Raw genomic sequence first — 26766 nt, 5'->3', positions numbered from 1 at the left:
TACGCGAATGGCAAAGAAGAAATTAAACAAAAACTGGTTGCACGACCACATAAATGATCCATATGTGAAGTTGGCGCAAAAAGAGGGCTACCGCGCCCGGGCAGCATACAAGCTGAAAGAAATCGATGAAGACGAGAAACTGATCAAACCTGGCCAGGTGATCGTCGACCTGGGCTGCACTCCTGGCAGCTGGGCCCAGTACACGCGGCGCAAGCTGGCCGGCAAGGACGGCGGCGGGGTCAATGGTACCCTGATTGGCCTGGACATGCTGGAAATGGAGCCAATCGCCGATTTCCACTTCATCCAGGGCGACTTCCGCGAAGCGCGCGTGTTGCGCCAGCTAGAAGTGGTGTTGCAGGGCCGCAAGGTCGACCTGGTCCTGTCGGACATGGCGCCCAACCTGTCGGGCATTGCCACGGCGGATGCCGCGCGCATGGAACACTTGATCGACCTGGCCATCGAATTTTCGCAATTGCACCTGAAACCGTCTGGCGTGCTGCTGGTGAAATGCTTCAAGGACATGGGTTTCAGCCAGATCGTGGAGAAATTCCGCGCCGAATTCAAGGTCGTCGTGCAGAAAAAGCCCAAGGCCAGCCGCGATAAATCGTCGGAAATCTTCCTGATGGGCCGTGGAATCAAGAATCCGCTGAAAAATGCCGTGGAAGAAGATGATTCCGCCCTTGATATTTAAGAGGGAATCCGCACATGGGAACGAGAAGTGCAGTAGCGTCTGATGGCATAAAAGCCTAAATTGTTTATACTGCATTTTTTTGCGTGAACGCGATTTTTTCGCGCGCACGGATCGGCGGGCTTTGGCACGGCCCGCTTATTGCGAGTAAAATCGTGTTTCTAGCTATAGGTAAAGAGATGCGCACTGCATCCAAGGAGTCTTCGTGAATAACATGTTTTCCAAATCTGCCATCTGGGTAGTCGTATTGCTGCTGTTGTTCATGCTGTTCAAGCAATTCGACAGTCATGGCGCCACAGGCGGCAGCAAGGCCATCGCTTATTCCGATTTGCTGGATGAAGTCAAAGCCAAGCGCGTCAAGGATGTCGTGATCGAAGGTTCGTCGATCACCGCCAAGCTGATGGACGACACCAAGGTGCGTACCACCGCCACCAGCCTCGACAAGGGCTTGATCGGCGACTTGCGCGACAATGGCGTGCATTTCGATGTGCGTCCGCCCGAGGAAGCGTCTTTCCTGCAAACTATTTTTGTTTCCTGGTTCCCCATGCTGCTGTTGATCGGCGTCTGGGTCTTCTTCATGCGTCAGATGCAAGGCGGCGGCAAGGGCGGGGCATTCTCGTTCGGCAAGTCGAAGGCGCGCATGATGGATGAGGCCAGCAACACCGTCACCTTCGCCGATGTCGCCGGTTGCGACGAAGCGAAAGAAGAAGTCAACGAAGTGGTCGACTTCCTCAAGGACCCCAGCAAATTCCAGAAACTGGGCGGCCGCATTCCCCGCGGCGTGCTGATGGTCGGTCCTCCGGGCACGGGTAAGACCCTGCTGGCGCGCGCCATCGCTGGCGAAGCCAAGGTGCCGTTCTTCTCGATTTCCGGTTCCGACTTCGTGGAAATGTTCGTCGGCGTCGGCGCCAGCCGCGTGCGCGACATGTTTGAAAACGCGAAAAAGCATTCGCCATGCATCATCTTCATCGATGAGATCGACGCTGTCGGCCGTCACCGCGGCGCCGGCATGGGCGGCGGCAATGACGAGCGCGAACAGACCTTGAACCAGTTGCTGGTCGAGATGGACGGTTTTGAAGCGAACTCCGGCGTGATCGTCGTGGCCGCCACCAACCGCGCCGACGTACTCGACAAAGCGCTGCTGCGTCCGGGCCGTTTCGACCGCCAGGTGTCCGTCGGCTTGCCCGATATCCGCGGCCGCGAGCAGATCTTGAACGTGCACATGCGCAAAGTACCTATCGGTACCGACGTGAAAGCCGATATCCTGGCCCGCGGCACCCCCGGTTTCTCGGGCGCGGACCTGGCCAACCTGGTCAACGAGGCAGCCCTGTTCGCCGCGCGCCGCAGCAAGCGCCTGGTGGAAATGGCGGACTTCGAAGATGCGAAAGACAAGATCTACATGGGTCCAGAGCGTAAATCGATGATCATCCGCGAGGAAGAGCGTCGCAATACGGCTTACCATGAGTCCGGTCACGCCGTCGTCGCCAAGCTGCTGCCGAAGGCCGATCCCGTGCACAAGGTAACGATCATGCCGCGCGGCTGGGCCCTGGGCCTGACGTGGCAGTTGCCGGAACACGACAATCTGTCCGCCTACAAGGACAAGATGCTGGAAGAAATTTCCATCCTGTTCGGTGGCCGTATCGCCGAAGAGATTTTCGTGGGCCAAATGTCCACGGGCGCATCGAACGACTTTTCGCGCGCCACCAAGCTGGCCCGTTCCATGGTGACCCGCTTCGGCATGTCCGACAGCATGGGTGTGATGGTCTACGAAGACAGCGAAAACGAAGGTTTCTTCGGTGGCGCCACGAAGACGATCTCGGAAGCGACGCAGCAAAAGGTCGATGCTGAAATCCGCAACATTCTCGACAAGCAATATGCTTTGGCGCGCACCTTGCTGGAAGGCAACCGCGACAAGGTCGAAATGATGACCAAAGCCTTGCTGGAATGGGAAACCATTGATGCAGAGCAAATCAATGACATCATGGCCGGCCTGGAGCCGCGTCCACCGAAAGTCATCCCGCCACGCCGCAATGCGGGCGACAGCGGCACGGGCGGCATTTCGCCCAACGTGACGGCGCCAGCCTGATAGCGACCACTGCCTGATTCGTGGCATGCAAGAGAAGGGTAAGGAGCAATCCTTGCCCTTTTTCGTTGCCGCAGCAGTTTTTTCCTGACGACTACAAAGATTCACATGCGACACTATTTGCAATTCGGCCGTTTCGGCTTCAACCTGCAGGGCACGCAGGCGCTGGTGATGGGCATCCTGAACATCACGCCCGACTCGTTTTCCGATGCGGGCCAGTACCAGCACCTGGAATTTGCCATTTCCCGCGCCGAGCAGATGATCATCGACGGTGTCGACATCATCGACATCGGCGGCGAATCGAGCCGTCCCGGCGCGCCGCCGCTGCCGCTGCACGACGAGTTGCAGCGCGTCATGCCGGTGCTGTACGCCTTGCGCGACTGCGGCAAACCCCTGTCCGTCGACACCTACAAGCCGGAAGTGATGCGCGAAGCCATCCTGGCGGGCGCCGACATGATCAACGATATCAACGGTTTCCGCGCGCCGGGCGCCATCGACGCCGTGCGGGACAGCGATTGCGCGCTGTGCATCATGCACATGCAAAACGTGCCGGAAACAATGCAAGCCCAGCCGCAGTACGAAGACGTGGTACGCGAAGTCATCGACTTCCTGCGCGAGCGCATCGACACGATGACGGCGGCCGGCATCGCCCGCGAGCGCCTGTGCGTCGATCCCGGCTTTGGCTTCGGCAAGACGGTGGAACAGAACTATGCCTTATTGCGCGCCACGCGCCAGTTGCGCAGCGAACTGGGCCTGCCCGTGCTGGCCGGGCTGTCGCGCAAGTCGATGATCGGCGCCGTCACGGGACGTCCCGTCGAGCAGCGCCTGGCCGGCAGTGTCGCCGGTGCGCTTGCTGCGGTAGCGCAAGGTGCGGAAATTATCCGTGTGCATGATGTAGCTGAAACCGTCGATGCACTGAAGGTCTGGCGCATGGCACACTGAGCCTGTAAGATTTATCATAAACAACAAAAAGAGAAATACTATGACGCGTAAATATTTTGGCACGGATGGCATCCGTGGCCTGGTGGGCACGGCTCCGATCACCCCCGACTTCGTCATGCGCCTCGGCTATGCGGCCGGCAAGGTGCTGGCCAAGTCGCAAGGCGGCAAGACGCGACCGACGGTGCTGATCGGCAAGGACACGCGCATTTCCGGCTACATGCTGGAAGCGGCGCTGGAAGCGGGCCTGTCGGCCGCCGGCGTGGACGTGATGCTGGCCGGCCCTATGCCGACCCCGGCAATCGCCTACCTGACGCGGGCGCTGCGCCTGTCGGCCGGCGTGGTCATTTCCGCTTCGCACAACCCGTACCACGACAATGGCATCAAGTTCTTTTCCGGCCAGGGCACCAAGCTGCCCGACAGCGTGGAACTGGAAATCGAGGCGGCACTCGACGAGCCCATGGCTTGCGTGCCGTCGGACAAGCTGGGCCGCGCCAAGCGCCTGGACGATGCACAGGGCCGCTACATCGAATTTTGCAAGGGTACCTTCCCGAACGAGCTGGACTTGCGCGGCCTGAAGATCGTCGTCGATTGCGCGCATGGCGCCGCCTACCATATCGCGCCGCACGTGTTCCATGAGCTGGGCGCGGAAGTCATCGCCATCGGCAACAAGCCCGACGGTTTCAACATCAATGCGGGCTTCGGCGCCACGGCAACCAAGGCCATGGCCGAAGCAGTCGTCGAGCACGGCGCCGACCTGGGCATCGCCCTCGATGGCGACGCCGACCGCCTGATCATGTGCGATGCCACGGGCCGCCTGTATAACGGCGACGAGTTGTTGTACGTCATGGTCAAGGACCGCCTGGCGACAGGCCCCGTGGCCGGCGCCGTCGGTACCCTGATGACGAATATGGCGCTGGAAGTGCTGTTCAAGCAGCAGGGCATCGGCTTTGCGCGCGCCAAGGTGGGCGACCGCTACGTGCTGGAAGTCATGAAGGAAAAGGGCTGGATACTGGGTGGCGAAGGTTCCGGCCATCTGCTGTGCCTGGACAAGCACACGACGGGCGACGGCATCGTTTCCGCGCTGCAAGTATTGTCCGCCCTCAAGCGCAGCGGCCAGAGCCTGCAGCAATGCTTGGCCGAACTGGTGCTGTTCCCGCAAACCCTGATCAACCAGCGCGTGGCGCCCGGTTTCGACTGGCAAAAAAATGCCGCCATGGTGGCCGAGAAAGAACTGGTCGAGGCCGAGCTGGGCGACACGGGCCGCGTGCTGATCCGCGCTTCCGGCACCGAGCCGCTGATCCGCGTGATGGTGGAGGCGAAAGATAAGGAAAAGGCCGAGTCGATGGCGCGCCGCATTGCCGACAAGGTCGGTGCATAAAGGCAGGGAGCGATAGTTATTTCCATCTAATTCGTCTATGGCAATTGACGAAATTGGGTGGGGGCGTTATTATCTTGTCTTCGGAGTGTGGCGCAGCCCGGTAGCGCACCTGGTTTGGGACCAGGGGGTCCAAGGTTCGAATCCTTGTACTCCGACCAAAGTCATAAGCGGGCTGTCAGAAATGACAGCCCGTTTTCTATTCCGCGCTGGCATTTCATTGCTGGCGCGCATGGATTAAAATACTGCACCTCTCCGCCCATCGTTCAACGGATAGGACAACGGTCTTCTAAACCGTGAATGGGGGTTCGATTCCCTCTGGGCGGACCAGTTTCATACTGGCCACGATCATGCGGCGGCAAGCTGCCGCAACGCACCCCATCTTTCCCCACATCCGGTTTTCGCGCAGCGGTTCAGGGCTGCGCGCCCAGCACCACACTCAACAAATACAGCAGCGGCGCCGCGCACAGCAGCGCGGAACACAGCGACAGTACTTTCTTGCTGGCCAGGCGCGCCAGGCGCAGCCGTTCGCGCACGGGCAAGTGCTGGCGCAGCGCATGGCGCGCGCGCGGCTGGAATGGGGATTCATGCATGTGGGCTCCCTCGCAACGATGACTGAAGATGCCGGTCAGCATAGCGGGAGGGGCATAAAGACGGTGTAAAGAGTGGGCGGCGCGGCGCAAGCGCGCTGTAAACATGGGTGCGCCGGCGCCGTGTTGCGGGTCTTGCCCGATGCTCTTATTTTGCCTGGCGGCGGCGCGCCAGGATGCCGAGCAGGCCCAGGCCGGCGAGCAGCATGGCATAGGTTTCCGGTTCAGGGATGGCGGAAACGTAGGCGCGGTAATTGCTCAGGTCCTTGGGCAAGCCTTCCACCGTGAAGGTCGTGCCGGCTGCGACGGGCGCTGCCCAGTGGAAGACCAGTTCGCCCTGGCCGAAATGGATGGCCAGGTAATCATAGTCCGCCGCACTCGTGAAGGAATTCACCCCGCCGCTGGCGCCTGCCGTGGTGCCGGCGGTGCAGCCTGAGGTGGCATTGTCGCAAAACGAGACAGCCGCACCCAGGCTGGTGCCGAAAACGCCGTTGATGTAGCCCTGGATGTCGGTGGGACTCTGCGGCACGAGATTGTCGTTATAGTATTTCACCATGAGGGCAGGTGACGGCGAGTAAGTGACGGTGCTGCCTTCGATGCTGAAACCGCTGGCCGGTCCCACATCGACCCATGTAGCAGCCTGTGCCACGCCCATGCAGGCCGTCAGGGCGGCCAGCATGGATGCCCGTATGGCAATGCTTGTTATGCTTTTCATGAAAATCCCCTTTTATTTTATTGCAGACATTTCACTGCTTCAGGGTGCGCGCCGTCCGGTCAGGGAGGTCGACTTGTCGCCCGGTCGCCTTTGCGTGAGTACGCATATGCAAGCTTAGTCTTGATGTAAATTAATACAATTTAAATAATGCTATTGGCATGCTTGACAACATCGCATACGGCTATGTATGGCTGTGCTGGCGAAAGCCTGTACGGCGAGCGGAAATGGCGTGACAAGGCATGCCAGCTTGTGCTAGCAATGCCTTGAGTGGGAAGAGGGGAGGCGGGTTTCAGTCGCTGTTATTGCTGACGCCGAACAAGCGATCCTTGGCATTGAGCAGCTTTTGCACCTTGGCGCCCATTTTCATCAGCTGCGCCATCGATTCGGGCGACAGGCGCTGCAAGTCGTCGAACCAGGTGTTGGCCAGGTCGACCAGTTCATACATTTCGCGCATGCGCTCCTGCGCATACTGGTCGACGGGCTCCGTGGCCGGCGCCAGCAGCGATTCGCGCAGCACCGTCAAGGTCGGCGCCACTTCGCGGCGGCGGCGCTCGGCGGCCACCACGCGGAAGATTTGCCACACATCGCCCAGCGAGGAAAAATACTCGCGCCGGTCGCCGGGGATGCGCGACTGGCGTATCAAGCCCCAGCCCTGCAATTCCTTCAAGCCGATGCTCACGTTCGAGCGTGAAAAACTCAGGTGTTCCGCGATTTCATCCGCGTGTAAAGGATGCTCTGCGACAAACAACAAGGCGTACACTTGCCCCACTGTCCGGTTAAAGCCCCAGCGGCTGCCCATCTCGCCGAAATGGCTGACGAAGGTCAGGATCAGCGGCGTCATTTGGATATGTTGAGTTTTCATAATTATCTGAATTTTTTCACGCCACACCCGCAGGGTCAATTGATATATGTCATGTTTCGCAGTATTATACAAAATATCGAATTTACAGAAAATTCTGAAAACTCAAAAAGTATAGATATGCCTACCACGCCGCTGTCCTTGCCCCGCTTTATCCTTCCCCGTGCCGCCGGCCTGGCGCAGGGCGGCGCCGCCTTGCTGTGGCTGCCGCAAGCGGCCTTGCTGGCCTGGGCCGTGCAAGCCATGCTGGCCGGCGCACCGTGGCGCGCGGCCCTGTTGCCGGCCGCCGGCGTGCTGCTGCTGGGCGTGCTGCGCGCCGGCGGCGAAGCGTGGGGCGCGCGGCGCATGTATGCGGCGGCGCGCGACCACCTGTCCACCTTGCGCGCGCAAGTGGCGCAAGCGCTGGCGCACCGTTCGCCGCTGGACCGCCAGCGCGCCCAGTCGGGGCAGGCGGCCAGCGTCATCGCCGAACAGGCCGAAGCCATCGTGCCCTACCTGGTGCGCTACAAGCCCGCGCGCTGGAAAGTCATGCTCGTGCCGCTCGTGATCCTCGCCGTGGTGACGCCCCTGTCGTGGATCGCCGCCCTGATCCTGCTCATCGCCGCGCCCCTGATTCCCGTCTTCATGGCCCTCGTGGGCATGGGCGCGCAAGCGGCCAGCCGCGCGCAGATGGTGGAAATGGGCAGCATGAACGCGTTTCTGCTGGACCGCCTGCGCGGCCTGGCTACCCTGCGCGCGCTCGACGCCGTCGATGCCACGGCCGAACGCCTGGATGCCTCGTCGCAATCCGTGCGCCGGCGCACGATGGTGGTGCTGCGTATCGCCTTCCTGTCGTCCGCCGTGCTGGAACTGTTTTCCGCGCTCGGTGTCGCCATGGTGGCCGCGTTTATCGGTTTCTCCTTGCTGGGCAGCATCAATTTCGGCACCTGGGGCCGCGAACTGAGCCTGGGGCAGGGCTTGTTCATCCTGCTGCTGGCGCCCGCGTTTTTCGAACCCTTGCGCGAACTGGCCGCCGTCTGGCATGACAAGGCGGCCGGCGAAGCGGGCCTGGCCGGCCTGCACGACCTGGCGGGGGAGGGCGTGCCCCTGCCCGGCGCCGGCGTGGCAGCCGCTGCCGTCTCCGCCGCCGCCATGGCCGTGGCGCCGCCGCCCGCTATCGAAATCCATCAACTGCGCTTTGCCCATCCCGGCGAGGCGCCCGTCTTCGACGGCTTCGACCTGACCGTGCGCGCCGGCGAACATGTCGCCCTGCTGGGCGCCAGCGGCGCCGGCAAGACCACCTTGCTGTCCTTGCTGGCCGGCTTGCTGCCCGCCAGCGGCGGCGAGATCCGCATCGGCGGCGTGCGCCTGAACGACGGCACCGTGAATACCTTGCGCCAACGCATGGCGTGGATGGGCCAGCGTCCCCACGTGTTTGCCGCCTCCGTCAGCCAGAACGTGACCCTGGGCCGCGTGGGCGCGCATGCCGCGCAAGTGACGCAGGCGCTGCACCTGGCCGACCTGGCTGCCGTGGCGCAGGCGCAGCCGGCCGTCATGCTCAGCGATGGCGGGCAGGGCTTGTCCGGCGGCGAAGCCGTGCGCCTGGCCTTGGCCCGCGTGGCCCTGCATCCGCACGCGGACTTGCTGCTGGTCGATGAACCGACGGCCCACCTGGACAGCGAAACGGCGGCGCGCGTGACGGACACCTTGCTGGAATTGGCGAAAGGCAAGACGATGATCGTCGCCACGCACGACCCCGTGCTGGCCGGGCGCCTGCAGCGCACGGTGCAGGTCGATGCCCGGGCGCAGGCACAGGAGTTGCGCGCATGAACACCACATTGATCTCGAATCCCGTCCTGCGGCAATTGCTGCTGGCCCAACCAGGCAAGCTGATCGGGGGCGCCTTGCTGGCGGCCCTGACGGCGGTGTCCGGCATGGCCTTACTGGGTTTGTCCGGCTGGTTCATCACGGCCACCTCGATTGCCGGCCTGCACGCCTCGACGGCCATCCTGTTCGACGTGTTCGGCCCGTCGGCCGGCATCCGCCTGCTGGCCATCGGCCGCACGGGTTCGCGCTATGCGGAACGGCTCGTCACGCACGACGCCACGTTTGCCGCGCTGGCCAGCATCCGCGTGCAACTGTTTCGCGGCTGGTCGCGCCCGGAAGCGGCCAGCCGCCTGCTGCGCCAGCCCGCCAAGCTGCTGTTCCGCCTGACGGCCGATATCGATGCGCTCGAATCGCTGTATCTGCGCCTGCTGGTGCCTGCCTTCACGGCCCTGTGTGCGGCCTTGCTGGCTGGCGTGGCGCTGGGCGTGATGCAGTGGCAGCTGGGCCTGGGCCTGGCCGCGTGGCTGCTGGCCGCCGGCGGCGGCATCAGCTGGAGCGTGGCGCGCCGCGCCCGCCGCCCGGCCATCCTGCGTTCGCGCGCCATCGAAAAACTGCGTTCCGGCGCCATCGACCTGGTGGCCGGCCAGACGGACCTGGTGATGGCGGGCCGCATCGACGCCCAGTGCGCGGCGCTGGGGCGGATCGACCGCTCGCTGGCGCAAGCCGATTTCGCCCTGCTGCGCCTGGAAACGGCGGCGGGCGCCGCGTATGGCGTGGCCGGCAGCGCGACGCTGGCCGGGGTGCTGCTGGCCGTCGCCGCGCTGGTGCAGCAGCAGGCGCTGAGCGTGCCGGCCGCGGCGCTGGCCCTGCTGATCGCCCTGACGGCCGTGGAGCCGTTTGCGGGATTGCGCCGCGGCGCGCTGGAGGCGGGGCGCATGCTGCTGGCGATGCGCCGCCTGGCGCCGCGCCTGGAGCAGCAGGATGTCGCCACGCTGCCCCTGGATGCCGCACCGGGCTTGCGCCTGGAACGCGTCAGCGCCGCGCATGCGGGCAGCCACGTTGCCATCCTGCATGACGTATCGCTGCACATCGCCGCCGGCGAGCGCGTGGCCTTGATCGGCCCCAGCGGCGCGGGCAAGTCCACCTTGCTGGCCCTGGCCGCGCGCGAGCTGGCGCCATTGTCGGGCAAGGTGAGCGCGCCGCGCGCCTGTTTGTTCACGCAGAAGACGGAATTGTTCCAGGACAGCTTGCGCGACAACCTGCGCCTGGCCGACCCCGCCGCCAGCGATGCGCAGCTGTGGGCTGCGCTGCAGGCGGCCGGCCTGGACGACGAGGTGCGCGCCCTGGCGGGCGGCCTCGACACCATGCTGGGCGAGGGCGGCCTGGGCTTGTCGGGCGGGCAGGCGCGGCGTTTGGCGCTGGCGCGGCTGTTCCTGCACGAATCGACCTTGTGGCTGCTCGACGAAGCGACGGAAGCACTGAATGCGGGGACGGCAGGCGACGTTTTGCAGCGCTTGCGCGCGCGCTGTGAAGGGCGCAGCTTGCTGATCGCAACCCACTTGCGGCGCGAAGCGGCGCTGGCGGACCGGCTGCTGCGCATCCGCGACGGCCGCATCGTCGAAGAGCTGCGGCGCGGCACGGATGGCTTCGAAGCGGCCTTGGCGGGTTTGCGGGGGGATTGACAAGAACGGAGACAGGCGGTGCCGCACGCCAGCCCGAAGGCGGCGGAACCAATCGAATCGCATCAGATAGATACCAAGTTTACAATTACAGTAGGGAAACACCAAGGAAATCATATGGACTTCGATATTGTCGCTTTATCCAGACTGCAGTTTGCGCTGACAGCCCTGTACCACTTTATATTCGTTCCGCTGACGATAGGCCTGTCAGTGATCCTCGCCATCATGGAGACGGTTTACGTGATGACGAACCGCCCCATCTGGCGCGACATGACCAAGTTCTGGGGTGTCTTGTTCGGCATCAACTTCGCCATGGGCGTGGCGACGGGCATCGTCATGGAATTCCAGTTCGGCATGAACTGGAGCTACTACAGCCATTACGTGGGCGACATTTTCGGCGCGCCGCTGGCCATCGAGGGCTTGATGGCCTTCTTCCTGGAAGCGACCTTCGTCGGCCTGTTCTTCTTCGGCTGGGACAAGCTGTCGAAGCGTGGCCACCTGGTCACGACCTGGCTGGTGGCCATCGGTTCGAACTTCTCGGCCCTGTGGATCCTGATCGCCAACGGCTGGATGCAAAATCCCGTCGGCGCGGCCTTCAATCCGCAAACCATGCGCATGGAAGTGACGGATTTCGGCGCCGTGCTGACGAATCCTGTTGCTCAGGCGAAATTCGTGCACACGGTGTCGGCCGGCTATACGGCCGCGGCCGTGTTCGTGCTGGGTATTTCCGCCTGGTATCTGCTGAAGGGCCGCCACGTGCAGCTGGCCAAGCGCTCGATGACGGTCGCCGCCTCGTTCGGCCTGGCCGCTTCGCTGTCGGTGGTGGTACTGGGCGATGAAAGCGGCTACCTGTCGTCGGAACACCAAAAGATGAAGCTGGCCGCGATCGAGGCCATGTGGACCACGGAGCCGGCCCCGGCCGCCTTCACGGCCTTCGGCTTCCCCGACGCGAAAGCGCGCGAGACGCATTACGCCGTGCACATCCCGATGGTGATGGGCTTGATCGGCACGCGTTCGCTGACGACGGAAATCCCCGGCATCGAGCAATTGGTCGACCGCGGCGAACTGCTGATCAAGGATGGCATCAAGGCGTATGACGCGCTGCAAACCATCCGCAGCGTGGCGCCGGGCAGCCCCGTGCCGCAGGATGCGAAGGACATGTTCGAGTCGAAAGGCCAGTCCATGGGCTATGCCTTGCTGCTGAAACGCTATGTCGACGACCCGCGCCAGGCCACGCCCGAGCAAATTCGCAAGGCCGCGCTCGATACCGTGCCGCCCGTGGCGCCATTGTTCTGGTCCTTCCGCGTGATGGTGGGCCTGGGCATGTTCTTTATCTTGCTGACCGGCACGTTCTTCCTGCTGTCGACGCGCCGCACCCTGGACAAGCACCGCTGGCTGCTGAAGCTGGCCGTGTTCGCCATCCCGCTGCCGTGGGTGGCCATCGAGGCGGGCTGGATCGTGGCCGAAGTGGGCCGCCAGCCGTGGGTGATCGAAGGCGTGCTGCCGACGGCCGTGGCCGTCTCGAATCTGGGCGCCTCGACCCTCCTGATCACGATTGCCGGCTTTGCCGCCATCTACACGGTGCTGTTGATGATTGAAATGAAGCTCATGCTCAAGGCCATCCGCAAGGGGCCGGAAGAGAAGGCGCCGGCCCCCGCGCCAGCCCCCGCTGCCATTCAGACTCAACGCGCCTAAGGAGGGCCAGACCATGATTTTGCATGAAATGATTTCTTACGAAACACTGCGCCTGATCTGGTGGCTGCTGATCGGCATCTTGCTGGTGGGCTTTGCCATCACGGACGGCTTCGACCTGGGCACGGGCATCCTGCTGCCCTTCGTCGGCAAGACGGACCTCGAGCGCAGGGTCGTCATCAACAGTATCGGTCCCGTGTGGGAAGGCAACCAGGTGTGGCTGATCCTCGGCGGCGGCGCCATCTTTGCCGCCTGGCCGCAGCTGTACGCCGTGTCGTTTTCGGGCTTTTACCTGGCCATGTTCGTCATCCTCGTGGCGCTGATCGTGCGTCCCGTGGCCTTCAAGTTCCGCAGCAAGCGCGAAGACCCGCGCTGGCGCGCCCGCTGGGATGCGGCCCTGTTCGTGGGCGGTTTCGTGCCGGCCCTGATCTGCGGCGTGGCCATCGGCAACGTGCTGCAAGGCGTGCCGTTCCGTTTCTCGCCAGACATGCACATCTTCTATGACGGCAGCTTCTTTGCGCTGCTCAACCCGTTCGCGCTGCTGTGCGGCCTCGTCTCGGTGGCCATGCTGGTGATGCACGGCGCCACCTGGCTGCAGCTGAAAACGGACGGCCCGGTTGCCGAACGGGCACGCCGCTACGGCAGCGTGGCGGCGCTTGCCACCGTCGTGCTGTATGCGCTGGCCGGCGTGGCCCTGTGGCTGTGGGTCGATGGCTACCGCATCAGCAGCACGGTGGTGGTCGACGGTCCGTCGAATCCGCTGCTGAAAACGGCGGAAGTCCACGTGGGCGCCTGGTTCCTCAACTTTGCCGCCCATCCGTGGACCTGGATCGCCCCCGCGCTGGGCCTGCTTTGCCCGCTGCTGGCCTTCGCCTTCCAGCGCGCGCGCCGCGAAGTGCCCGCCTTGCTGGCCAGCGCGGCCGGCATCGCCGGCATCATCCTCGGCGTGGGCGCGGCCATGTTCCCGTTCATCCTGCCATCGTCGATCGACCCGCGCGCCAGCCTGACGGTGTGGGATTCCTCGTCCAGCCACATGACCCTGTTCATCATGCTGGTCGTCACGGCCGTCTTCATTCCCCTCATCGTGGCGTACACGACGTGGGTGTATAAAGTGCTGTGGGGCAAGGTTGATGCAAAAGCAATCAAGGATGACAGCGGTCACGCCTACTAAGAATCAACGAAAGGATATAACTATGTGGTATTTCGCCTGGATACTGGGTCTTCCGCTGGCGGCGACCTTCGCCGTGCTCAATGCGATGTGGTATGAAGTCGCCGATGGCGACACGACGCCCGAGCAGTACCGCGACACGTCCGATTAAGTCCGTGCCGGTTTGACTGGCCCCGCCCCGTGCGCATGCACCGGGCGGGGCTTTTGTTTTGGATCAAAGCAGGATGAATTCTCCGCGGATGCGCAGCTTCATGCCGCGCGGCGCGTCGGCGCCCGCCGCCACGGCCCAGGCCGTGATCCATTGCGCGCAGCGTTCGCGCTCGGCCGCATCGTGCAGGTGTTGCAGGCGCGCATCGGCCCGGTCGATGCGCTGGGCCAGGTACAGGCGCTGGTCCAGGGTATCCGTCTTTTTGCTGTAGTGCTGCATGGCGTTTCCTTTCCGCGTAGTAACTTCGTTCGGTCGTGGCATAGCCATCTACGCGGGGGCGGGGCGTCCGGATTCAGTTCAGGCAAAAAAAAGCCACCGCAACGGTGGCTGGCGGGGCGCGCCGTCAGGGCGGCGTCTTGCCGGCTGGTTTTGGCGTGGCAATGGCGATCGGGTCGCTGGCCGGGAAGCTTTCCTTCAGCGCTTCATCGAGTGCTTCCTCGGCATGGCTTTCGCTGGCCGGCGTGGGCGAATCGCGTTCCGGTGGCGGGGCAGGTGCGGTGGCGGCGTTGGTGCTCGAATGCATGGTGATCCCCTCGCGGTGGTGCGCCAGGCGGCCGGAATGGGCATGGCGCGTGCTGATGCTTCCAGCTTAGCACATCGCGCAGCGCCTGCCGCAGGGGATGATGGCGAGGTCTGCTACACTGCGCTCCACTTTTATCGATGGAACCGCCATGACTGCCATATCCCTGCCATACCGCGCCACCGCCCTTGACGCCTGTGCCTGGCTGGCTGAACAGACGGGCACGCCATGGACCCTGGCGCGCTTGCTGGAGCAGGGCGGCTTGCCCTACGTCTGGCTCGATTACAGCGACGCATGGGCCGAGCTGTTCCATGACGGCGTGACGCGCTATGCGGCGCCCGTCGTGTTTATCGGGGACAAGCAGCACCTGGCCTCGGGCGCGGACGACGTGTGGCTGCGCTTTACGCGCGACTCGGGCAACATCGCCATCGAACTGAAGGCGCCGGGATTGCGCGCGCCGCTGGACGGCTTGCACTTCCAGGAGCGCGATCTGTTGCGTTTGCTCAAGGAGTTGCAGCATCCGCAGCCGGATGTCGCAGAGGCGGACAAGGGCCCCGTGGTCTTGCCCAGCGCCTTGAAGGGCCTGGGGCGCGAGCAGATTCTGCTGGCCTTCGCCGGCGTGGGCAAGGTCGACCTGGACAAGGGGCTGGCCAGCGGCGTGGGCATCTTCGGCGACGATGGCGCGCGCGTGCGCAAGAATTCGCGCGGCGGCAAGAACAGCCATCTGTGGCATCCGGTGACGTTGGCGTTCGGCTTGCACGACGTGCACCGCGTGCCGATGGCGCACCTGAAGAAGGCGTTCGCCACGCAACCGTTGCTGCGTGAATGGAAGGCGGACTGGCTGGAATCGCTGCGCCTGCTGGGCGAGTAAGCAGATGCCTGCCGCGCGTCGTTCATCGCGCCTTGCGCTTGCCACGCGGCATCCTGTTCGACGGCATCAGGCTGTCCGCGTTTATTCGCTTTCCTCGATCCTGCCGCCGCATTGCGTATAGCAGCTTCGGTAATCCGCCTCGCATTGCCACGTTGCAGAGTTGTTTGAGGCGCAATATTGGCGTTTCTTCGAGCATAGTTCCCGGTCCGCATCTGTTTTCGCCACGGCCAGGCAGAGGGAAACGGTACTGACGTTGCGCATCTCGCAGGCTTGTGCCTGGGCCGCGGCAACTTGTTCCTTGCCGGCAATGCATATTTGCCGATTGGTTCCGCAGCTCGTCACGCATTGACGCCCCGCATCGGAGTCCGGGGGAATAAAGCGATAGCTTGTGCAGCCCGCCAAGGTGATGGCGAAACAAATCGCGGCGGCAAGGCGGAACAGGAAGGAATTGTGGAATTGCAAGGTACGCATGGTCGAAAAGGGCTTTCCCGTGTAAATGAATTGGCTTGAATATCGTGAATATTGATATTCTGACAGGCGATCATTTCAAGAACAACGGGCTGCAATAATTGTTACATCTTGGCTTGCAGTGGTTTTACAGTTCGATGGGCGCCACCTCGGTGCCGATATCGGGCGCCGCGTAATGCATGCTGAAATACACGAAGGCGCCGATATTGAGGGCGACCGTGATCCAGAACAGGATGCGGAACGAGCGCTTGCTGGACTTGTGGCGCAGCCATTGCTGGGCCAGCACGGCGCCCGGCCAGCCGCACAGCAGCCCCAGCAGCAGCAAGGTGCGTTCCGAGGTGCGCCAGCGGCCCCCTTTGGCGGCCGATTTGTCGATCGCATAGGCAACGAAACAGCTCAGGCTCAGCACGCCATACACGAGGGCAACCAGGGCGGGGATGTGAAAAAAGAACGTGGCCAGCAAATACAGGACGACAAAGAACAGGATGACAAGGTAGGGCATAGGGTGTGTTTGCTTGAACGGAGGGCGTGAGTATCCCACAAGGGGAGCGATGCCGCGTCTAAAACAAGCAGCCTTGCGCCGTATCGACGGGCACGGCGCGGCGGCGGGCGTGGCCCGTTTTCAGCGCTTCGCGGTCGCTGGACAGGGCGATGCCTTCCAGCGCCAACAGGGTTTCCTTGGCATGCAGGCCGCCCGCAAAGCCCGTCAACTCGCCCGTGGCACCGATGACCCTGTGGCAGGGGGCGATGATGGAAATGGGATTCTTGCCGTTGGCGGCGCCCACGGCGCGCACGGCGGCAGGACGGCCGATCTGGCGCGCGATCTCGCCATAGCTGCGCGTCTGGCCATACGGTATCGTCAGCAGTGCGCGCCACACTTCCTGCTGGAAGGCGGTGCCGGCGAAATCGAGCGGCACGTCAAAACACTGGCGCGTGCCGGCGAAATATTCCGCCAGCTGGCGCGCCGTTTCCTGCAGCACGGCGCAACCGTCATCGACGCGCATCGCGCCCAGGCGCACGCGGTTGGGCTTGTCGTTTTCCCACAGGATGGCGGCCAGGGCCGTCCCGCGCGCCACCAGCGTCAGCTCGCCCACGGGCGAAGGCACCACGATGCAATCGTATTCCATGTTGGTTCCTTGATCAGAGAGCGCCAGTGTAGCAGGATGGCGGCAGGCCGCGTATCGCGTGTAGGATAGTGCTTTTCGGCAAGGAGCACTGGCTGTGACAGACATTTCCACCTATGACGCTATCCGCGCGATCGCCGTGCGGCTGGTGCGTGAACGCTATCCCACGGCCGTGGCGGCCATCATCGGCGGTTCGTTCGCCACGGGCCGGCAGACGCCCACTTCCGACATCGACTTGCTGCTGCTGTTCGACCACGTCGATTGCGCCTGGCGCGACACCCTCGTGGCCGAAGGGCGCACGGTGGAACTGTTTGCGCACGACATGGCCACGTTCACGTATTTTTGCAAGGAAATCGATGCGCCGGGCGGCAAGGTGCCGCTGGTGATGATGGTGGTGGAAGGGGAAAACATCCTTGCGCCCGGAGCGCAGCACGCGCAGCTGCTGGCGCTGGCGCAAGCCATCGCCGCAGCCGGGCCGCCCTTGCTCGACGTGGAAAACCTGCAGCGCCGCCGCTACGCCATCACCACCGCACTGGAAGACCTGGTCGACAGCGTGCATCCGGGCGAGGCGCTGGCCGTGGCTTGCCAGCTGTACGAAGCGCTGGCCGACCTGCACTTGCGCGCGGCGGGCGTATGGAGCGGCGGCGGCAAGCATCTGTTCCGCCGCCTGCAGGCGTTCGACGCCGCCGTCGCCGGGCAGCTGGACGGCGCGCTGCGCCTGGTCGCCAGCGACTTGCCGGCCGGCCAGCATGCGTTCGGGCAGGTGGCCGCCGCCGTGCTGGCGCCCGTGGGCGGTCCCTTGCTCGAAGGCTTCACTTTGCCCGCGCCCGCGCACTGGCGCAGCGCGCCGGCAGCCTGAGGCACTGCACCCCGCTTAAAACGCCGTGCGCACGGCCAGGCTGATGTTGCGCGGTTCGCCCCAGAACACGCCATCGAAGAAGCCCACGTTGCGGTAGTACTTTTTATCGAGCAAGTTATTCACGTTCAGCTGCATGCTGGCATGGCGGTTGATGGCATAGCTGGCCATGGCGTTGACCAGCGCATAACCGGCTTGCGGGATGTTCGTCATCTCGCTTGACGGCGGACGGCCGTACCACGATTCGCTGTAGGTGGCGCTTTGCGCCGTCAGGCTGGCGCCCGCTTTCAGCCCTGCAAGGCGGCCGTCGAAACGGTAGCTGGTGGCCAGGCGTAGCAAATGGCGCGGCTGGGTGGTGGCGGCGCGGCGGCCATCGGCCTCGGCCGCGTGCAGATAGGTATAGCCGCCGCTCGCTTCCCAGGCGGGCGTTAACTGGCCGGAAACGTCGAATTCGACGCCCTTGGCCGTCACGCCGGCGCCGTTGGCCACCATGGCCTGGCTGCCGTCGGGCAGCAAAAAGCCGGGCGGTACCGTGCGGTCGAGTTCCGCCAGGTTCTTTTTCTTCGTGTGGAACAGGGCGGCCGATGCATTCAGCTTGCCTTCATAGAATTCGCCCTTGACGCCCAGTTCCGCATTGTCGCCCGTTTCCGGCGCCAGGAACTGGTTGTTGCGGTCCTTGCTCGATTGCGGATTGAACAGCTGCGTGAAGCTGGCGTAGGCGGAATACTGCTTGTTGAGGTCGAACACGGCGCCCACGTACGGCGTGACTTCATTGCGCGTTTCCACAAAGTCGCTGCTGCCCGTGTACACGCCTTGCGTGTTGTAGCTGCGCGTGTCCGTGCGATAGGTGCTGCTGCGCGCGCCGATGATCACGTGCAGCGGGTCGGCCAGGCTCAAACGCGTGGCCACATAGCCGCCCGCCAGGCGTGTCACGGTTTCCGTGTGCGAGCCATCCGGGGTGAACACGGGGCGGGGGATGTTGCCCGTCCAGCTACGGTAATCGGGGATGAGTTTCGAGTAATCGATTTTTTCCTTGCCGCCGATGGAGCGATCCTGGCTGTTGTCGCCATTCCAGCCGATGATGGCCGTGTGCTTGCGTCCCAGCAAGGTAAACGGCCCGCTGGCGTAGACGTCGAAATTGTCGCTGTAATTTTTGCCCGCGCCCCAGGCGCCCGTCCACAGTTCCATGCCTTTGCCCGTGGCGGGATCGGGATAACCTTTGCCCGCATACAGAACGGTGGTGCGGTTCGTGCTTTCCGTGCGCGCATAGCCGAGGTGCAGATTCCAGTTGCCCGGCAGGCGCTGGTCCACCGAGGTAAACACCGTGTGCTGTTTTTTGGCCCAGGTGCTCCATGGCGCCGTCCAGCTGGTGTTGCGCGGCAAATTGGCCAGGCTGCCGTCCGCATTCCAGTAGGGCACGGCGCCCCAGGTGGCGCCCGTGGGCTGGTTATCCTGGAAGTCGACGCCCGCCGTCAGCAGGGTGCCGGGACGCAGGTCCGCCTCGACGATGAGCATGCCGACCGTCTTGCGTTCGTGATACATGTCCAGGTAGGAATCGCGTTTTTGCCAGGCCAGGGCCGTGCGCGCGCGCACGCTGCCCTGCGGGTTCAGCGGCGTGGACAGGTCGGCCTCGACGCGCTGGTCATCCCAGCGGCCCATGATGAGGCCGGCGCTGGCCTGGAATTCCTTCGTCGGGCGCTTGCGTATCATGTTGATGGTGGCCGACGGGTCGCCCTTGCCGCCCATCAGGCCGGTGGCGCCGCGCACGACCTCGATGCGGTCGTACAAAATCGTGTCTTGCAGCGGCGCTTGGCCGCCGCGCGCCATGCCGTCGATCTGGATATTGTTGATGCCGAAGCCGCGCGCATAAAAGGTCGTGCGCTCCGTGTCGTTCTGGCCAACCTGGATGCCCGTCGTCTGCGCCAGCGCCTGGTCCAGGCGCACGGCGCCCAGGTCGTCGAGCAACTGGCGCGTGATGACGCTGACCGATTGCGGCGTTTCGCGCAGGGACAGGTCCATGCGCGTGGCGCTGCGCGCTTCGCCTGTCGTGTACGACTGCGTGCCTTCCGTGCCGGCCATCGACTGGCCCAGCACGGTGACGGCCGGCATGGTGACGTCGGCCGCAGCGGCGTCGGCGGCCTGGGCCGGCAAGACTGTGCCGGCGGCTAGGCTCAGCAGGGCGACATGTAACAGGCGGGGGAGGGGGCGCAAGGCGGGCTGGCGCGAAGGAGGGAAGACTGTCGTCGATTGCATCATTTTCCTGGCATATTGTAGTTGTGTGTTTTCCTATCTCGTCTGGCGAGGTGCGCAGTAGCTGGGGGATGGCGTGACGCTGGCCCGTGGTCTGGCTTGGATAGCAGTTCCACCGCAAGGCCCGGCGCGTGCGGGCAGTGGAAAAGAAGGGCGCGCGATTCCCTTCACTTATGCGAATAAGAATCATTATCAATATAAGTGGTATTTGTTAAATAATCAAGCGTGCGCACCAAAAGAGTGCGGGCAGGAGTGGAGGGAGACCCGGGGCGGCGCATGGGCTGGCCTTCTGCGATAATGCAGGCGCTGATAAAATATTTTCCTCATTGAAAGAAATGCATGCGTACATGGATCGCTTGTGCCGGATGGTTGTGTGTCGTGTCGCTGGGCCAGGCCCAGGAGCACGCGCCGCCGGCTATCCCCGCGCCGCTGCAGAGCGCCAGCGTGCCGCCCGCCGCCGTCGTGCCGCCACCGCTCGTGCAGCCACTCCCTGCGCCAGCCACGCCCGTGGCGCCAGCGGCACCGGCGGGCGCGGAGGAAACCTTGCCATCGCAAACGGTGACGGTCACCGCCAGCAGTGACGCCAAGGCGCCGCGCGTGCGCTTCACGGCTTACCGCGACAGTTATCTGACGGCCCGGAAAGTGTGGCAAGTGTCGAGCGGCAGCGTGGTCATGGCCCTGCGCCTGATTCCGGCCAAGCTGAGCGCCACCATCGACGACGTGCGCGTGGCCTTGCAAGGCAATGGTGCGCCCATGCCGATCAAGGTGTCCGACGGCGGCGTGTTCGTCGTGCCGCTCAACGAAGACATCGCCGCGCAGGACGGTACTTTCCTGGTGAATAAGAGCAGGGGCGAGTTGACGGCGAATATCGTGCTCCAGCCGTCCGTGGCGCGCGATGCCTGGAACGTCAAGCGCGTGGGGCAGGTCTTGCAGGACGCCCGGCGCGCCGTGCGGGCCATCACGCCGTGGTACAAGCGGCCGTTCGCCAGCGATGTGCAATCGCTGGCGTTTTGCGCTGCCGAGCGGGGCAGCGCGCTGCAACTGGTCGAAGGCGAGCAGCTGATCGCCACCCTGCCCATGAACGAGGCCGCCGTCAACGACATCAACCAGCCCGTGTTTTGCAAGATTTTCGATGGCGAAGACAAATACCCGGGCCACTACCGCGTCGTCTTGCCCGAGCAAGCCACGGTGCTGCTGCTGTAGAAGCTAGCTAGGCTGGCGCTGCACCATTTCCAGCGCCGCCGCCAGGGCCAGGTCCATCGTGGCCTGGTGAAAGATCAGCCATTGCGGCAACAGCGACAGCGCGTGGCGCCCCTGTTCCAGGTCGCCTTCATCGACGGCGGCCCAGGCATGGTGCAGGCCGCTGAGCACGCGCGCATGCTGTTCGCGGTGGTTGGCCAGCGAGGGAAAGGCGATTTGCTCCATCAAATCCTCTTCCTCGCGGAAATCGCGTTCGACAGCCGCGATCAGCTCGCGAAACGCCGTGCTGAAATGCTGGTCGCCCAACTGCTGCAGCCGCGCCAGTTCCTGAAACAGCGCCTCATGCGCCTCGTCGATGACGGGAACGCCCAGCGCCATCTCATCCTTCCAATCCGATTTACCCATGCTGATGCTCCAGGTTAAGTCCGTCACGGTGCGAAGCGGACTGTTCCAGTTTGGGCGCAGCAAAGGTGGAAATCCATGATCTGGATCAAAAGTGTGGTGAAGAGGGAAGGAAGGCAATACGAAAAAAGCAAAGAACATAAGGGAACAAATCCCCACCCGCACTCAAGCGGTTTTCATCGATGCGACGTGTTACCGAGCGCCGCTGAAAAACGCCGCTGGCAAGGCGCCGCGCCGAAGGCAGTACGAATGTACGACGAGGCACGGCAACGCAGTCAGCGGTGTTTTCTCAGCCGCGCGTCTTATTGCTTAGGCCAGTGGGCCCACATGCCTTGCGCATCGACATTCGGCACCTGCAACTGCTGCCCGGCGGACGTTTGCATCGCGTCGCGCAGCACGAGGGGTACGAGCAGCAAGGCCGACAGGGCAAGGCAAGCCAGCACTTTGAGCGTCAACATGGTCGTCTCCCGGTGTCCCGGCGGCGGCGCGGGGATGCGGCGCCTGCCGGTCACTTTCTTATGTACTACCATGCTTGCAGTTTAGTTCATCTGATTGAAACTTCAATTTATTGCTGTGATGCACCGCACCAGTTCGCCCATTGCCAGGAGCTTATTTCGCCTTGCGGCTGCGCCGGGGCTTGCCTGTTGGCGGCAGGAAGGAATCGAACCACACTTGCGTTAATTGCCGCGTATTTTTCGCCGCTTCGCGCTTGACGGCGGCCGTCGCATGGCTGCGCGCCGTGTTGGCGATGCGGTTGGCGGCGCTCAGGTACATGCTCATCCAGGGGTTTTTCATGGGAAGCCTCGCAGACAGTGGGTGGGGCGGCGCGGGTTTATCGTCCTGCCGCCATGCCCCCACTGTAATCCGATGGCTGGCGCCGACCGTGCGCCGGCCCACATAGCCGGGCGGCACCGGCGATGGCTTGAGCCAGGTCAATACACGTCGCGGCGGTAGCGTCCGGCCGCCAGCAAGGCGTCGAGACCCTCCTGGCCCAGCAATTCTTGCAGTACAGCATCGATTCCTGCCGCCATGCCTTGCAGGCTGCCGCACACGTAGACGATGGCCCCCTGCGCCAGCCAGTCGCGCAGCGTTCCGGCGTTGGCGCGCAGGCGGTCTTGCACGTATTCACGCTTGCCGGCATCGGCGCCATCGCGCGAAAAGACGCGGTCCAGGCGCGCCAGGTGGCCAGCGTCCAGCCAGCCTTGCAACTCTGTGCCGCAGACGCTGTCAAAAGCTTGCTGGCGCTCGCCGAACAGCAGCCAGTTGCGGGCCAGTCCCGCCCGCTGGCGCGCGCGCAAGTGCGAGCGCAGGCCGGCCAGGCCGGAACCGTTGCCGATATAAATGCAGGGCACGTCGACCAGGGCGGGGGCGAAGGCCGGATTGGCTTGCAGGCGCAGGCGGACGGTGGCGTTCAGCGGGGCGAAGCGGGTCAGCCAGCCGGAGCCGAGGCCATGGCCTTGATTTTCCTCGCCCGCATGGCGTTCCTGGCGCACCAGCAACTGCAGTTCGCCATCGGACGGCAGCGAGGCGATCGAGTAGCTGCGCGGCGCGTGATGGGCATTGCCGGCATCGCCATCGCTGCCGTCCGCATTGCAGGGAATGATTTCCGCCAGCGCGCCCGCTTCCCAGCTGGCGCCGGCCGGGCCCGTCAAGGTGATTTCATGCAGTTCGCCGCCCTGGCTGCCCGGGTTGAGCAGCACGCGGCGCGCCAGGCGCCACTCGGCATACGACGCTTCTTCCTGCACGCCGATGGCGTCGATGGCGCTGCCGCTGCAGCGGGCCAGCGCTGTGGACCAGTCGGCCAGGGCGGCGGGGTCGTGCTTGTCCACTTCGATCAGGGGAAACAGGGGCGTGGAGCCCAGTGCCTGCAATTGTTGCGCCAGCGCATGGCCGAAGCCGCAGAAGGCGCTGTAATGGCGGTCGCCCAGGGCCAGCATGCCGAATTCCAGGCCCGCCAGCGGCGTGCCCGAGGTTTGCTGCAGCAGGCGCGCGAAGCGGCGCGTGCCATCCGGCGCCTCGCCTTCGCCAAAGGTGCTGGCGACGATCAGGGCCCGTTCGTACTGGCGCAATTGCGCGGGATCGAACCGGTCCAGCGATTGCACGTCGACGGCCACGCCCGCCTGCTGCAGGGCGCGCGCGCTTTCCAGGGCCAGGCGCTCGGCCTGTCCCGACTGGCTGGCGTAGGCCACCAGGGTGGGCAAGCCCGTGTTCGCCTGGCCCGGCGCGCCGGCGCCCAGCATGGCGCGCTGCGCCTGCACGGCGCGTTTCGCCTTGCGGCGGCCCAGGTACAGCATCCAGCCCGTGATGGCGAACAGGGGCAGGCCCAGGCTGGCCAGGGTGACGATGATGCGGCCCGGCAAACCAAAATACGTGCCCATGTGCAACGGATAAATGATGTTGACGAGGCGCGCACCCAGCGCTTGCTGGCTGTACGGTTCGTTTTCCGTCACCGCGCCGTCGGCCGTTGCAATGCTCATGCGGCTGCGCGCCCGCTCGTGCGGCGCGTCGCTGGCCAGCCACGTGAATTGCACGGCTTCGCCGGCGCGTGTCGGCAGGCGCACGCTGGCCAGGGTCCAGCCGGCCGCGTGCTGCTGGAAGCTGCTCCAGGCCGGGCCGAGGTCGACGGTCGGCGCTTCTTTCTTTTCCCCGGCCGGTCCCTTTTTCGCCGGCGCCTGCGCCACCCTTGGCGGCTTGCCGGCCCAGGCGTCGATATTGTCGCGCACCACGTCATAGCTCCAGTAAATGCCCGTCAGGGTCAGCGCCACGTACACCACCAGGCACCAGGTGCCGGCCACGGCGTGCAGGTTCCACAGGAAGGAGCGGCCCTTTAATGCAGGGTCGAAGGTCAGCCAGGTGCGCCAGTCCAGCGGACGGCGGGGCCAGCGCAGATACAGGCCGGACAGGGCCAGTCCCAGCAGGCACAGGGCCAGCGCGCCCGCCACTTGCCGGCCCGGATCGCGGGGCAGCAGCAGCCAGCGGTGCAGCGATTCCGTCCACTCGAAAAAGCCCGCCCCCGTCAGTGCCGGCTGGGTCGCGCCCGTGTAGGGGTGGACATAAATGGACTCGCCGCGCCGCTGGCCATTCTTCGGCGCGAAGAAGACGCGTGGCGCCGTGCCCGCCTCGGCGTACATGGTGATGGAAGCGACGCGCTGGCCATGTTCGGCAGCGGCAATGTTGCTCAACTGGCCAGGCGTCAGCGGCGCGCGGCTTTCCACGGCGACATGGCGTACGCCGGGATTCATGACATCGAGCAATTCATCCTTGAATGCCAGGGTGGCGCCGCTCAGGCCGATGATCACCAGCACCGTGCCGGCCGTGATGCCGATAAACCAGTGCAATTGAAACCACACCTGTTTCCAGCTCCAGTGCCAGCGCCGTTGTGGCGGGTTGGCGGCAGGCTGGCGTTGCTGTTGGCGGGTCTCCGGCGCCTCGTCGGCGCTGGCGCGCAACTGGGGTTGTGGAAGGGAGGAGGTCGTCATGGCGGCTTTCGATGGCGCCGCCATGCGGGGGTGTCAGGCATGGCGGGGAAGAAGGAAGGCTGACATTTTAACGCAAACGAGAATCATTCGCAAATGATGGTGCGCTGGCACTGTTGCGCAAAATGTCCGCGCCAGGCTGGGATGATGCTTTTGACAATTTACATCGTCGTGAAATTGTGTGAAAATGAAAATCATTCTCATTCGTGATGCAGTGCTGACCCACTTGACCGGCAAGTATGGCAGCCCCTTTGTTTGTTTGCCCGTGTCCACCATTTCTCCCTCCCTCGATACCTTTAGCGACCTGTACGCCAGCCACCATGGCTGGCTGTATAACTGGCTGTGGCGCAAGCTCGGTTGCCGCGACGGTGCGGCCGACCTGGCGCAGGATACCTTCGTGCGCATGCTGGCGACGCAATCGGCGGACAGCCTGCGCGAGCCGCGCGCCTACCTGAGCACGGTGGCCAATGGCTTGCTGGTCAACCACTGGCGCCGCCTGACCCTGGAACGCACGTTCCTGGCGGCCCTGGCTAGCCATCCCGAAATGATGGCGCCGTCGCCGGAAGAGCGGGTCCTCGTGGTCGAAGCCCTGTGCCGCATCGACGCCATGCTCGATACCCTGTCGCCGCGCGCGCGCCAGGCTTTCCTGCTGGCGCAGCTCGACGGCCTGACGTATGCGCAGATCGCCGGCCAGCTGGACGTATCCGAACGCATGGTGAAAAAATACATGGCGCAAGCCATGCTGCAATGCATGCTGTGCATGGATGATGCCGCCTAAGCCAGGCGCCGCCATGCCGCCGGCCGACTACGCCATCCTGCAGGAAGCGGCCGAATGGTTCGCCGTGCTGCGCGGGGACGATGCCGGTCCTGCCGACCAGCAAGCCTGGGAGCGCTGGCATGCCAGCTCGCCCGCCCACCGCGCCGCCTGGCGCAGGGTGGAAGCCGTCAGCGCCGAATTTCGCCAGGTGCCGGCGGAACCGGCGCGCCAGGCGCTCGACGCCGCAGGCCCGCGCCAGAGCGACGCCGCGCGCCGCAGCCTGGTCAAGGGCTTGCTGGCGCTGTGCCTGACGGCCGGCACGGGCGGCGCCGCGCTGCTGCGGCGCGATACGCGCAGCTGGGTTGCCAGCCTGCATGCGGGCGAAAAAACGCCGGTCGGCACCATCCGCCAGCTGGCGCTGGCCGACGGTTCGCAACTGTGGCTGAACACGGCCACTGCCCTCGACATCGATTACAGCGACCATCTGCGCCGCATCGCCCTGCATGGCGGCGAAATCTATCTCTCCTCCGCGCGCGACAGCCGCCAGCCGGCGCGCCCGCTCGTGGTCGACACCGTGCACGGCCGCCTGCGCGCGCTGGGCACGCGTTTCAGCGTGCAGCCGCAGGGCGATGCCACCTTGCTGGCCGTCTACGAGGGCAGCGTCGAGGTGGCGCCCCGCGATGGCGGCGTGCCGCGCATCGTGCCGGCCGGCCAGCAAGTGCGCTTCGGCGACGGTTTCATCGGCGAGCCATACGCCGCCGACCCGAACGGGGCCGCCTGGATCGAGTACCGCCTGCAGCCGGAGCAGATGCGGCTCGATGATTTCCTCGCGCAACTGTCGCGCTACCGGCGCGGCCACCTGGGCTGCGCGCCCGAGGTGGCCCACCTGCGCCTGGTGGGCAGCTACCCGCTGGCCGATACGGACCGCATCCTGGCGGCGCTGGAAGCGACCTTGCCCGTGAGAATACATCGCCTGCATGACTGGTGGGTGACGGTGGAAGCCCAGCTGCCGCAGTCAAAATAGTAAATGAGAATAT

Annotated in this window: 27 protein-coding genes and 2 tRNA genes; 16 read left to right on the top strand and 13 right to left on the bottom strand. The window is 64.3% G+C overall.

Annotation, left to right across the window (positions count from 1 at the left end):
* Positions 1 to 7: 7 nt before the first annotated feature.
* The 6 genes from OX460_RS13440 to OX460_RS13415 all read left to right on the top strand — a co-directional run bounded on the left by OX460_RS13440 (position 8) and on the right by OX460_RS13415 (position 5418).
* Positions 8 to 691 carry an RlmE family RNA methyltransferase gene (locus OX460_RS13440; protein WP_034757436.1) on the top strand — a complete coding sequence of 228 codons (684 nt, stop codon included), beginning with the start codon at positions 8 to 10 and terminating at the stop codon, positions 689 to 691.
* A gap of 202 nt (positions 692 to 893) precedes the next feature.
* Positions 894 to 2774, top strand: a complete 1881-nt coding sequence (ftsH, locus tag OX460_RS13435; protein WP_035817778.1) for an ATP-dependent zinc metalloprotease FtsH — start codon at positions 894 to 896, stop codon at positions 2772 to 2774.
* A 105-nt stretch (positions 2775 to 2879) separates the two neighbouring features.
* Entirely contained in the window at positions 2880 to 3713 is an 834-nt protein-coding gene (gene folP, locus OX460_RS13430; RefSeq protein WP_289898951.1) for a dihydropteroate synthase, read from the top strand.
* A gap of 40 nt (positions 3714 to 3753) precedes the next feature.
* The gene (gene glmM, locus OX460_RS13425; RefSeq protein WP_289898950.1) at positions 3754 to 5091 is read left to right on the top strand and encodes a phosphoglucosamine mutase; all 1338 of its coding nucleotides are present in this window, start codon (positions 3754 to 3756) and stop codon (positions 5089 to 5091) included.
* Between the two features lie 81 nt (positions 5092 to 5172).
* Positions 5173 to 5249, top strand: a tRNA-Pro gene (locus OX460_RS13420).
* 94 nt (positions 5250 to 5343) lie between these two features.
* Positions 5344 to 5418 (top strand) — tRNA-Arg (locus tag OX460_RS13415).
* An 83-nt stretch (positions 5419 to 5501) separates the two neighbouring features.
* Here OX460_RS13415 and OX460_RS13410 read toward each other — a convergent pair.
* The 3 genes from OX460_RS13410 to OX460_RS13400 form a co-directional block, all read right to left on the bottom strand.
* Positions 5502 to 5681, bottom strand: a complete 180-nt coding sequence (locus OX460_RS13410) for a hypothetical protein (RefSeq protein ID WP_099664490.1) — start codon at positions 5679 to 5681, stop codon at positions 5502 to 5504.
* A gap of 145 nt (positions 5682 to 5826) precedes the next feature.
* Positions 5827 to 6393, bottom strand: a complete 567-nt coding sequence (locus tag OX460_RS13405; protein ID WP_289898949.1) for a PEP-CTERM sorting domain-containing protein — start codon at positions 6391 to 6393, stop codon at positions 5827 to 5829.
* Positions 6394 to 6682: 289 nt separating this feature from the next.
* Positions 6683 to 7234 carry a GbsR/MarR family transcriptional regulator gene (locus OX460_RS13400; RefSeq protein ID WP_170909696.1) on the bottom strand — a complete coding sequence of 184 codons (552 nt, stop codon included), beginning with the start codon at positions 7232 to 7234 and terminating at the stop codon, positions 6683 to 6685.
* A gap of 138 nt (positions 7235 to 7372) precedes the next feature.
* On the opposite strand from OX460_RS13400, the gene cydD reads away from it, so the two are divergent.
* The 5 genes from cydD to cydX all read left to right on the top strand — a co-directional run bounded on the left by cydD (position 7373) and on the right by cydX (position 13748).
* On the top strand, positions 7373 to 9061 hold the full coding sequence (gene cydD, locus OX460_RS13395) for a thiol reductant ABC exporter subunit CydD (RefSeq protein ID WP_289898948.1): 1689 nt from the start codon (positions 7373 to 7375) through the stop codon (positions 9059 to 9061).
* Complete coding sequence (locus OX460_RS13390) at positions 9058 to 10740, top strand: ATP-binding cassette domain-containing protein (RefSeq protein ID WP_289898947.1); 1683 nt, start codon at positions 9058 to 9060, stop codon at positions 10738 to 10740. Before cydD ends, OX460_RS13390 begins: the two co-directional genes overlap by 4 nt.
* A gap of 114 nt (positions 10741 to 10854) precedes the next feature.
* Positions 10855 to 12432: a cytochrome ubiquinol oxidase subunit I gene (locus OX460_RS13385; RefSeq protein WP_289898946.1), complete on the top strand. Its 1578-nt coding sequence runs from the start codon at positions 10855 to 10857 to the stop codon at positions 12430 to 12432.
* A 13-nt stretch (positions 12433 to 12445) separates the two neighbouring features.
* A complete protein-coding gene (cydB, locus tag OX460_RS13380; protein WP_289898945.1) occupies positions 12446 to 13600 on the top strand; it encodes a cytochrome d ubiquinol oxidase subunit II in 1155 nt (384 codons plus the stop codon).
* Between the two features lie 22 nt (positions 13601 to 13622).
* On the top strand, positions 13623 to 13748 hold the full coding sequence (gene cydX, locus OX460_RS13375) for a cytochrome bd-I oxidase subunit CydX (RefSeq protein WP_077402854.1): 126 nt from the start codon (positions 13623 to 13625) through the stop codon (positions 13746 to 13748).
* 63 nt (positions 13749 to 13811) lie between these two features.
* Here the strand turns inward: cydX and OX460_RS13370 are convergent, their stop codons facing one another.
* Positions 13812 to 14024: a hypothetical protein gene (locus tag OX460_RS13370; protein WP_289898944.1), complete on the bottom strand. Its 213-nt coding sequence runs from the start codon at positions 14022 to 14024 to the stop codon at positions 13812 to 13814.
* 124 nt (positions 14025 to 14148) lie between these two features.
* Positions 14149 to 14328 (bottom strand): hypothetical protein, encoded by a 180-nt coding sequence (locus tag OX460_RS13365; protein WP_099664483.1) that lies wholly within the window; start codon positions 14326 to 14328, stop codon positions 14149 to 14151.
* Between the two features lie 148 nt (positions 14329 to 14476).
* Between OX460_RS13365 and OX460_RS13360 the strand changes: the two genes are divergently transcribed.
* The gene (locus tag OX460_RS13360) at positions 14477 to 15196 is read left to right on the top strand and encodes a hypothetical protein (RefSeq protein ID WP_289898943.1); all 720 of its coding nucleotides are present in this window, start codon (positions 14477 to 14479) and stop codon (positions 15194 to 15196) included.
* Positions 15197 to 15277: 81 nt separating this feature from the next.
* On the opposite strand, the gene OX460_RS13355 is transcribed toward OX460_RS13360, so the two are convergent.
* The 3 genes from OX460_RS13355 to OX460_RS13345 form a co-directional block, all read right to left on the bottom strand.
* Complete coding sequence (locus OX460_RS13355) at positions 15278 to 15667, bottom strand: hypothetical protein (protein WP_251351233.1); 390 nt, start codon at positions 15665 to 15667, stop codon at positions 15278 to 15280.
* A 124-nt stretch (positions 15668 to 15791) separates the two neighbouring features.
* A complete protein-coding gene (locus tag OX460_RS13350; RefSeq protein WP_099664481.1) occupies positions 15792 to 16166 on the bottom strand; it encodes a DUF1294 domain-containing protein in 375 nt (124 codons plus the stop codon).
* A 58-nt stretch (positions 16167 to 16224) separates the two neighbouring features.
* Positions 16225 to 16791, bottom strand: coding sequence for a methylated-DNA--[protein]-cysteine S-methyltransferase (locus tag OX460_RS13345; protein ID WP_289898942.1), 567 nt, complete (start codon positions 16789 to 16791; stop codon positions 16225 to 16227).
* Between the two features lie 94 nt (positions 16792 to 16885).
* Between OX460_RS13345 and OX460_RS13340 the strand changes: the two genes are divergently transcribed.
* Positions 16886 to 17647 (top strand): nucleotidyltransferase domain-containing protein, encoded by a 762-nt coding sequence (locus OX460_RS13340; RefSeq protein ID WP_289898941.1) that lies wholly within the window; start codon positions 16886 to 16888, stop codon positions 17645 to 17647.
* 15 nt (positions 17648 to 17662) lie between these two features.
* Here the strand turns inward: OX460_RS13340 and OX460_RS13335 are convergent, their stop codons facing one another.
* The gene (locus OX460_RS13335) at positions 17663 to 19897 is read right to left on the bottom strand and encodes a TonB-dependent siderophore receptor (RefSeq protein WP_289898940.1); all 2235 of its coding nucleotides are present in this window, start codon (positions 19895 to 19897) and stop codon (positions 17663 to 17665) included.
* 336 nt (positions 19898 to 20233) lie between these two features.
* Between OX460_RS13335 and OX460_RS13330 the strand changes: the two genes are divergently transcribed.
* Positions 20234 to 21097: a hypothetical protein gene (locus OX460_RS13330; RefSeq protein WP_289898939.1), complete on the top strand. Its 864-nt coding sequence runs from the start codon at positions 20234 to 20236 to the stop codon at positions 21095 to 21097.
* Between the two features lie 3 nt (positions 21098 to 21100).
* Here OX460_RS13330 and OX460_RS13325 read toward each other — a convergent pair whose 3' ends face one another.
* From OX460_RS13325 to OX460_RS13310, 4 genes are all read right to left on the bottom strand, one after another.
* Positions 21101 to 21499: a hemerythrin family protein gene (locus tag OX460_RS13325; RefSeq protein WP_289898938.1), complete on the bottom strand. Its 399-nt coding sequence runs from the start codon at positions 21497 to 21499 to the stop codon at positions 21101 to 21103.
* 299 nt (positions 21500 to 21798) lie between these two features.
* Positions 21799 to 21954, bottom strand: a complete 156-nt coding sequence (locus tag OX460_RS13320; protein ID WP_180278567.1) for a hypothetical protein — start codon at positions 21952 to 21954, stop codon at positions 21799 to 21801.
* 151 nt (positions 21955 to 22105) lie between these two features.
* Complete coding sequence (locus OX460_RS13315) at positions 22106 to 22291, bottom strand: hypothetical protein (RefSeq protein WP_289898937.1); 186 nt, start codon at positions 22289 to 22291, stop codon at positions 22106 to 22108.
* Between the two features lie 137 nt (positions 22292 to 22428).
* Complete coding sequence (locus OX460_RS13310; protein WP_289898936.1) at positions 22429 to 24975, bottom strand: sulfite reductase flavoprotein subunit alpha; 2547 nt, start codon at positions 24973 to 24975, stop codon at positions 22429 to 22431.
* 184 nt (positions 24976 to 25159) lie between these two features.
* Here OX460_RS13310 and OX460_RS13305 point away from each other — a divergent pair, with 184 nt between their 5' ends.
* Both OX460_RS13305 and OX460_RS13300 read left to right on the top strand, forming a co-directional pair.
* Positions 25160 to 25750, top strand: coding sequence for a sigma-70 family RNA polymerase sigma factor (locus OX460_RS13305; RefSeq protein WP_289898935.1), 591 nt, complete (start codon positions 25160 to 25162; stop codon positions 25748 to 25750).
* A complete protein-coding gene (locus OX460_RS13300) occupies positions 25737 to 26753 on the top strand; it encodes a FecR domain-containing protein (protein ID WP_289898934.1) in 1017 nt (338 codons plus the stop codon). The genes OX460_RS13305 and OX460_RS13300 overlap by 14 nt, the downstream gene beginning before the upstream one ends.
* The last annotated feature ends 13 nt before the right edge of the window (positions 26754 to 26766 follow it).

The organism is Janthinobacterium sp. SUN033, assembly GCF_030397595.1.
Classification (GTDB): Bacteria; Pseudomonadota; Gammaproteobacteria; order Burkholderiales; family Burkholderiaceae_D; genus Janthinobacterium; species Janthinobacterium kumbetense.
This window is presented reverse-complemented; position numbering and strand designations above follow the sequence as displayed.

Coding starts and splice junctions, on each gene's coding strand:
- OX460_RS13405 (WP_289898949.1), bottom strand. CDS start 6,393: ATGAAAAGCATAACAAGCATTGCCATACGGGCATCCATGCTGGCCGCC.
- OX460_RS13400 (WP_170909696.1), bottom strand. CDS start 7,234: ATGACGCCGCTGATCCTGACCTTCGTCAGCCATTTCGGCGAGATGGGC.
- OX460_RS13350 (WP_099664481.1), bottom strand. CDS start 16,166: ATGCCCTACCTTGTCATCCTGTTCTTTGTCGTCCTGTATTTGCTGGCC.
- OX460_RS13305 (WP_289898935.1), top strand. CDS start 25,160: ATGAAAATCATTCTCATTCGTGATGCAGTGCTGACCCACTTGACCGGC.
- OX460_RS13365 (WP_099664483.1), bottom strand. CDS start 14,328: ATGCATTCGAGCACCAACGCCGCCACCGCACCTGCCCCGCCACCGGAA.
- OX460_RS13355 (WP_251351233.1), bottom strand. CDS start 15,667: ATGCGTACCTTGCAATTCCACAATTCCTTCCTGTTCCGCCTTGCCGCC.
- OX460_RS13315 (WP_289898937.1), bottom strand. CDS start 22,291: ATGAAAAACCCCTGGATGAGCATGTACCTGAGCGCCGCCAACCGCATC.
- OX460_RS13440 (WP_034757436.1), top strand. CDS start 8: ATGGCAAAGAAGAAATTAAACAAAAACTGGTTGCACGACCACATAAAT.
- folP (WP_289898951.1), top strand. CDS start 2,880: ATGCGACACTATTTGCAATTCGGCCGTTTCGGCTTCAACCTGCAGGGC.
- cydD (WP_289898948.1), top strand. CDS start 7,373: ATGCCTACCACGCCGCTGTCCTTGCCCCGCTTTATCCTTCCCCGTGCC.
- cydB (WP_289898945.1), top strand. CDS start 12,446: ATGATTTTGCATGAAATGATTTCTTACGAAACACTGCGCCTGATCTGG.
- OX460_RS13325 (WP_289898938.1), bottom strand. CDS start 21,499: ATGGGTAAATCGGATTGGAAGGATGAGATGGCGCTGGGCGTTCCCGTC.
- OX460_RS13310 (WP_289898936.1), bottom strand. CDS start 24,975: ATGACGACCTCCTCCCTTCCACAACCCCAGTTGCGCGCCAGCGCCGAC.
- OX460_RS13410 (WP_099664490.1), bottom strand. CDS start 5,681: ATGCATGAATCCCCATTCCAGCCGCGCGCGCGCCATGCGCTGCGCCAG.
- glmM (WP_289898950.1), top strand. CDS start 3,754: ATGACGCGTAAATATTTTGGCACGGATGGCATCCGTGGCCTGGTGGGC.
- OX460_RS13320 (WP_180278567.1), bottom strand. CDS start 21,954: ATGTTGACGCTCAAAGTGCTGGCTTGCCTTGCCCTGTCGGCCTTGCTG.
- OX460_RS13370 (WP_289898944.1), bottom strand. CDS start 14,024: ATGCAGCACTACAGCAAAAAGACGGATACCCTGGACCAGCGCCTGTAC.
- OX460_RS13345 (WP_289898942.1), bottom strand. CDS start 16,791: ATGGAATACGATTGCATCGTGGTGCCTTCGCCCGTGGGCGAGCTGACG.
- OX460_RS13390 (WP_289898947.1), top strand. CDS start 9,058: ATGAACACCACATTGATCTCGAATCCCGTCCTGCGGCAATTGCTGCTG.
- OX460_RS13330 (WP_289898939.1), top strand. CDS start 20,234: ATGCGTACATGGATCGCTTGTGCCGGATGGTTGTGTGTCGTGTCGCTG.
- OX460_RS13360 (WP_289898943.1), top strand. CDS start 14,477: ATGACTGCCATATCCCTGCCATACCGCGCCACCGCCCTTGACGCCTGT.
- OX460_RS13385 (WP_289898946.1), top strand. CDS start 10,855: ATGGACTTCGATATTGTCGCTTTATCCAGACTGCAGTTTGCGCTGACA.
- OX460_RS13335 (WP_289898940.1), bottom strand. CDS start 19,897: ATGCAATCGACGACAGTCTTCCCTCCTTCGCGCCAGCCCGCCTTGCGC.
- OX460_RS13300 (WP_289898934.1), top strand. CDS start 25,737: ATGATGCCGCCTAAGCCAGGCGCCGCCATGCCGCCGGCCGACTACGCC.
- cydX (WP_077402854.1), top strand. CDS start 13,623: ATGTGGTATTTCGCCTGGATACTGGGTCTTCCGCTGGCGGCGACCTTC.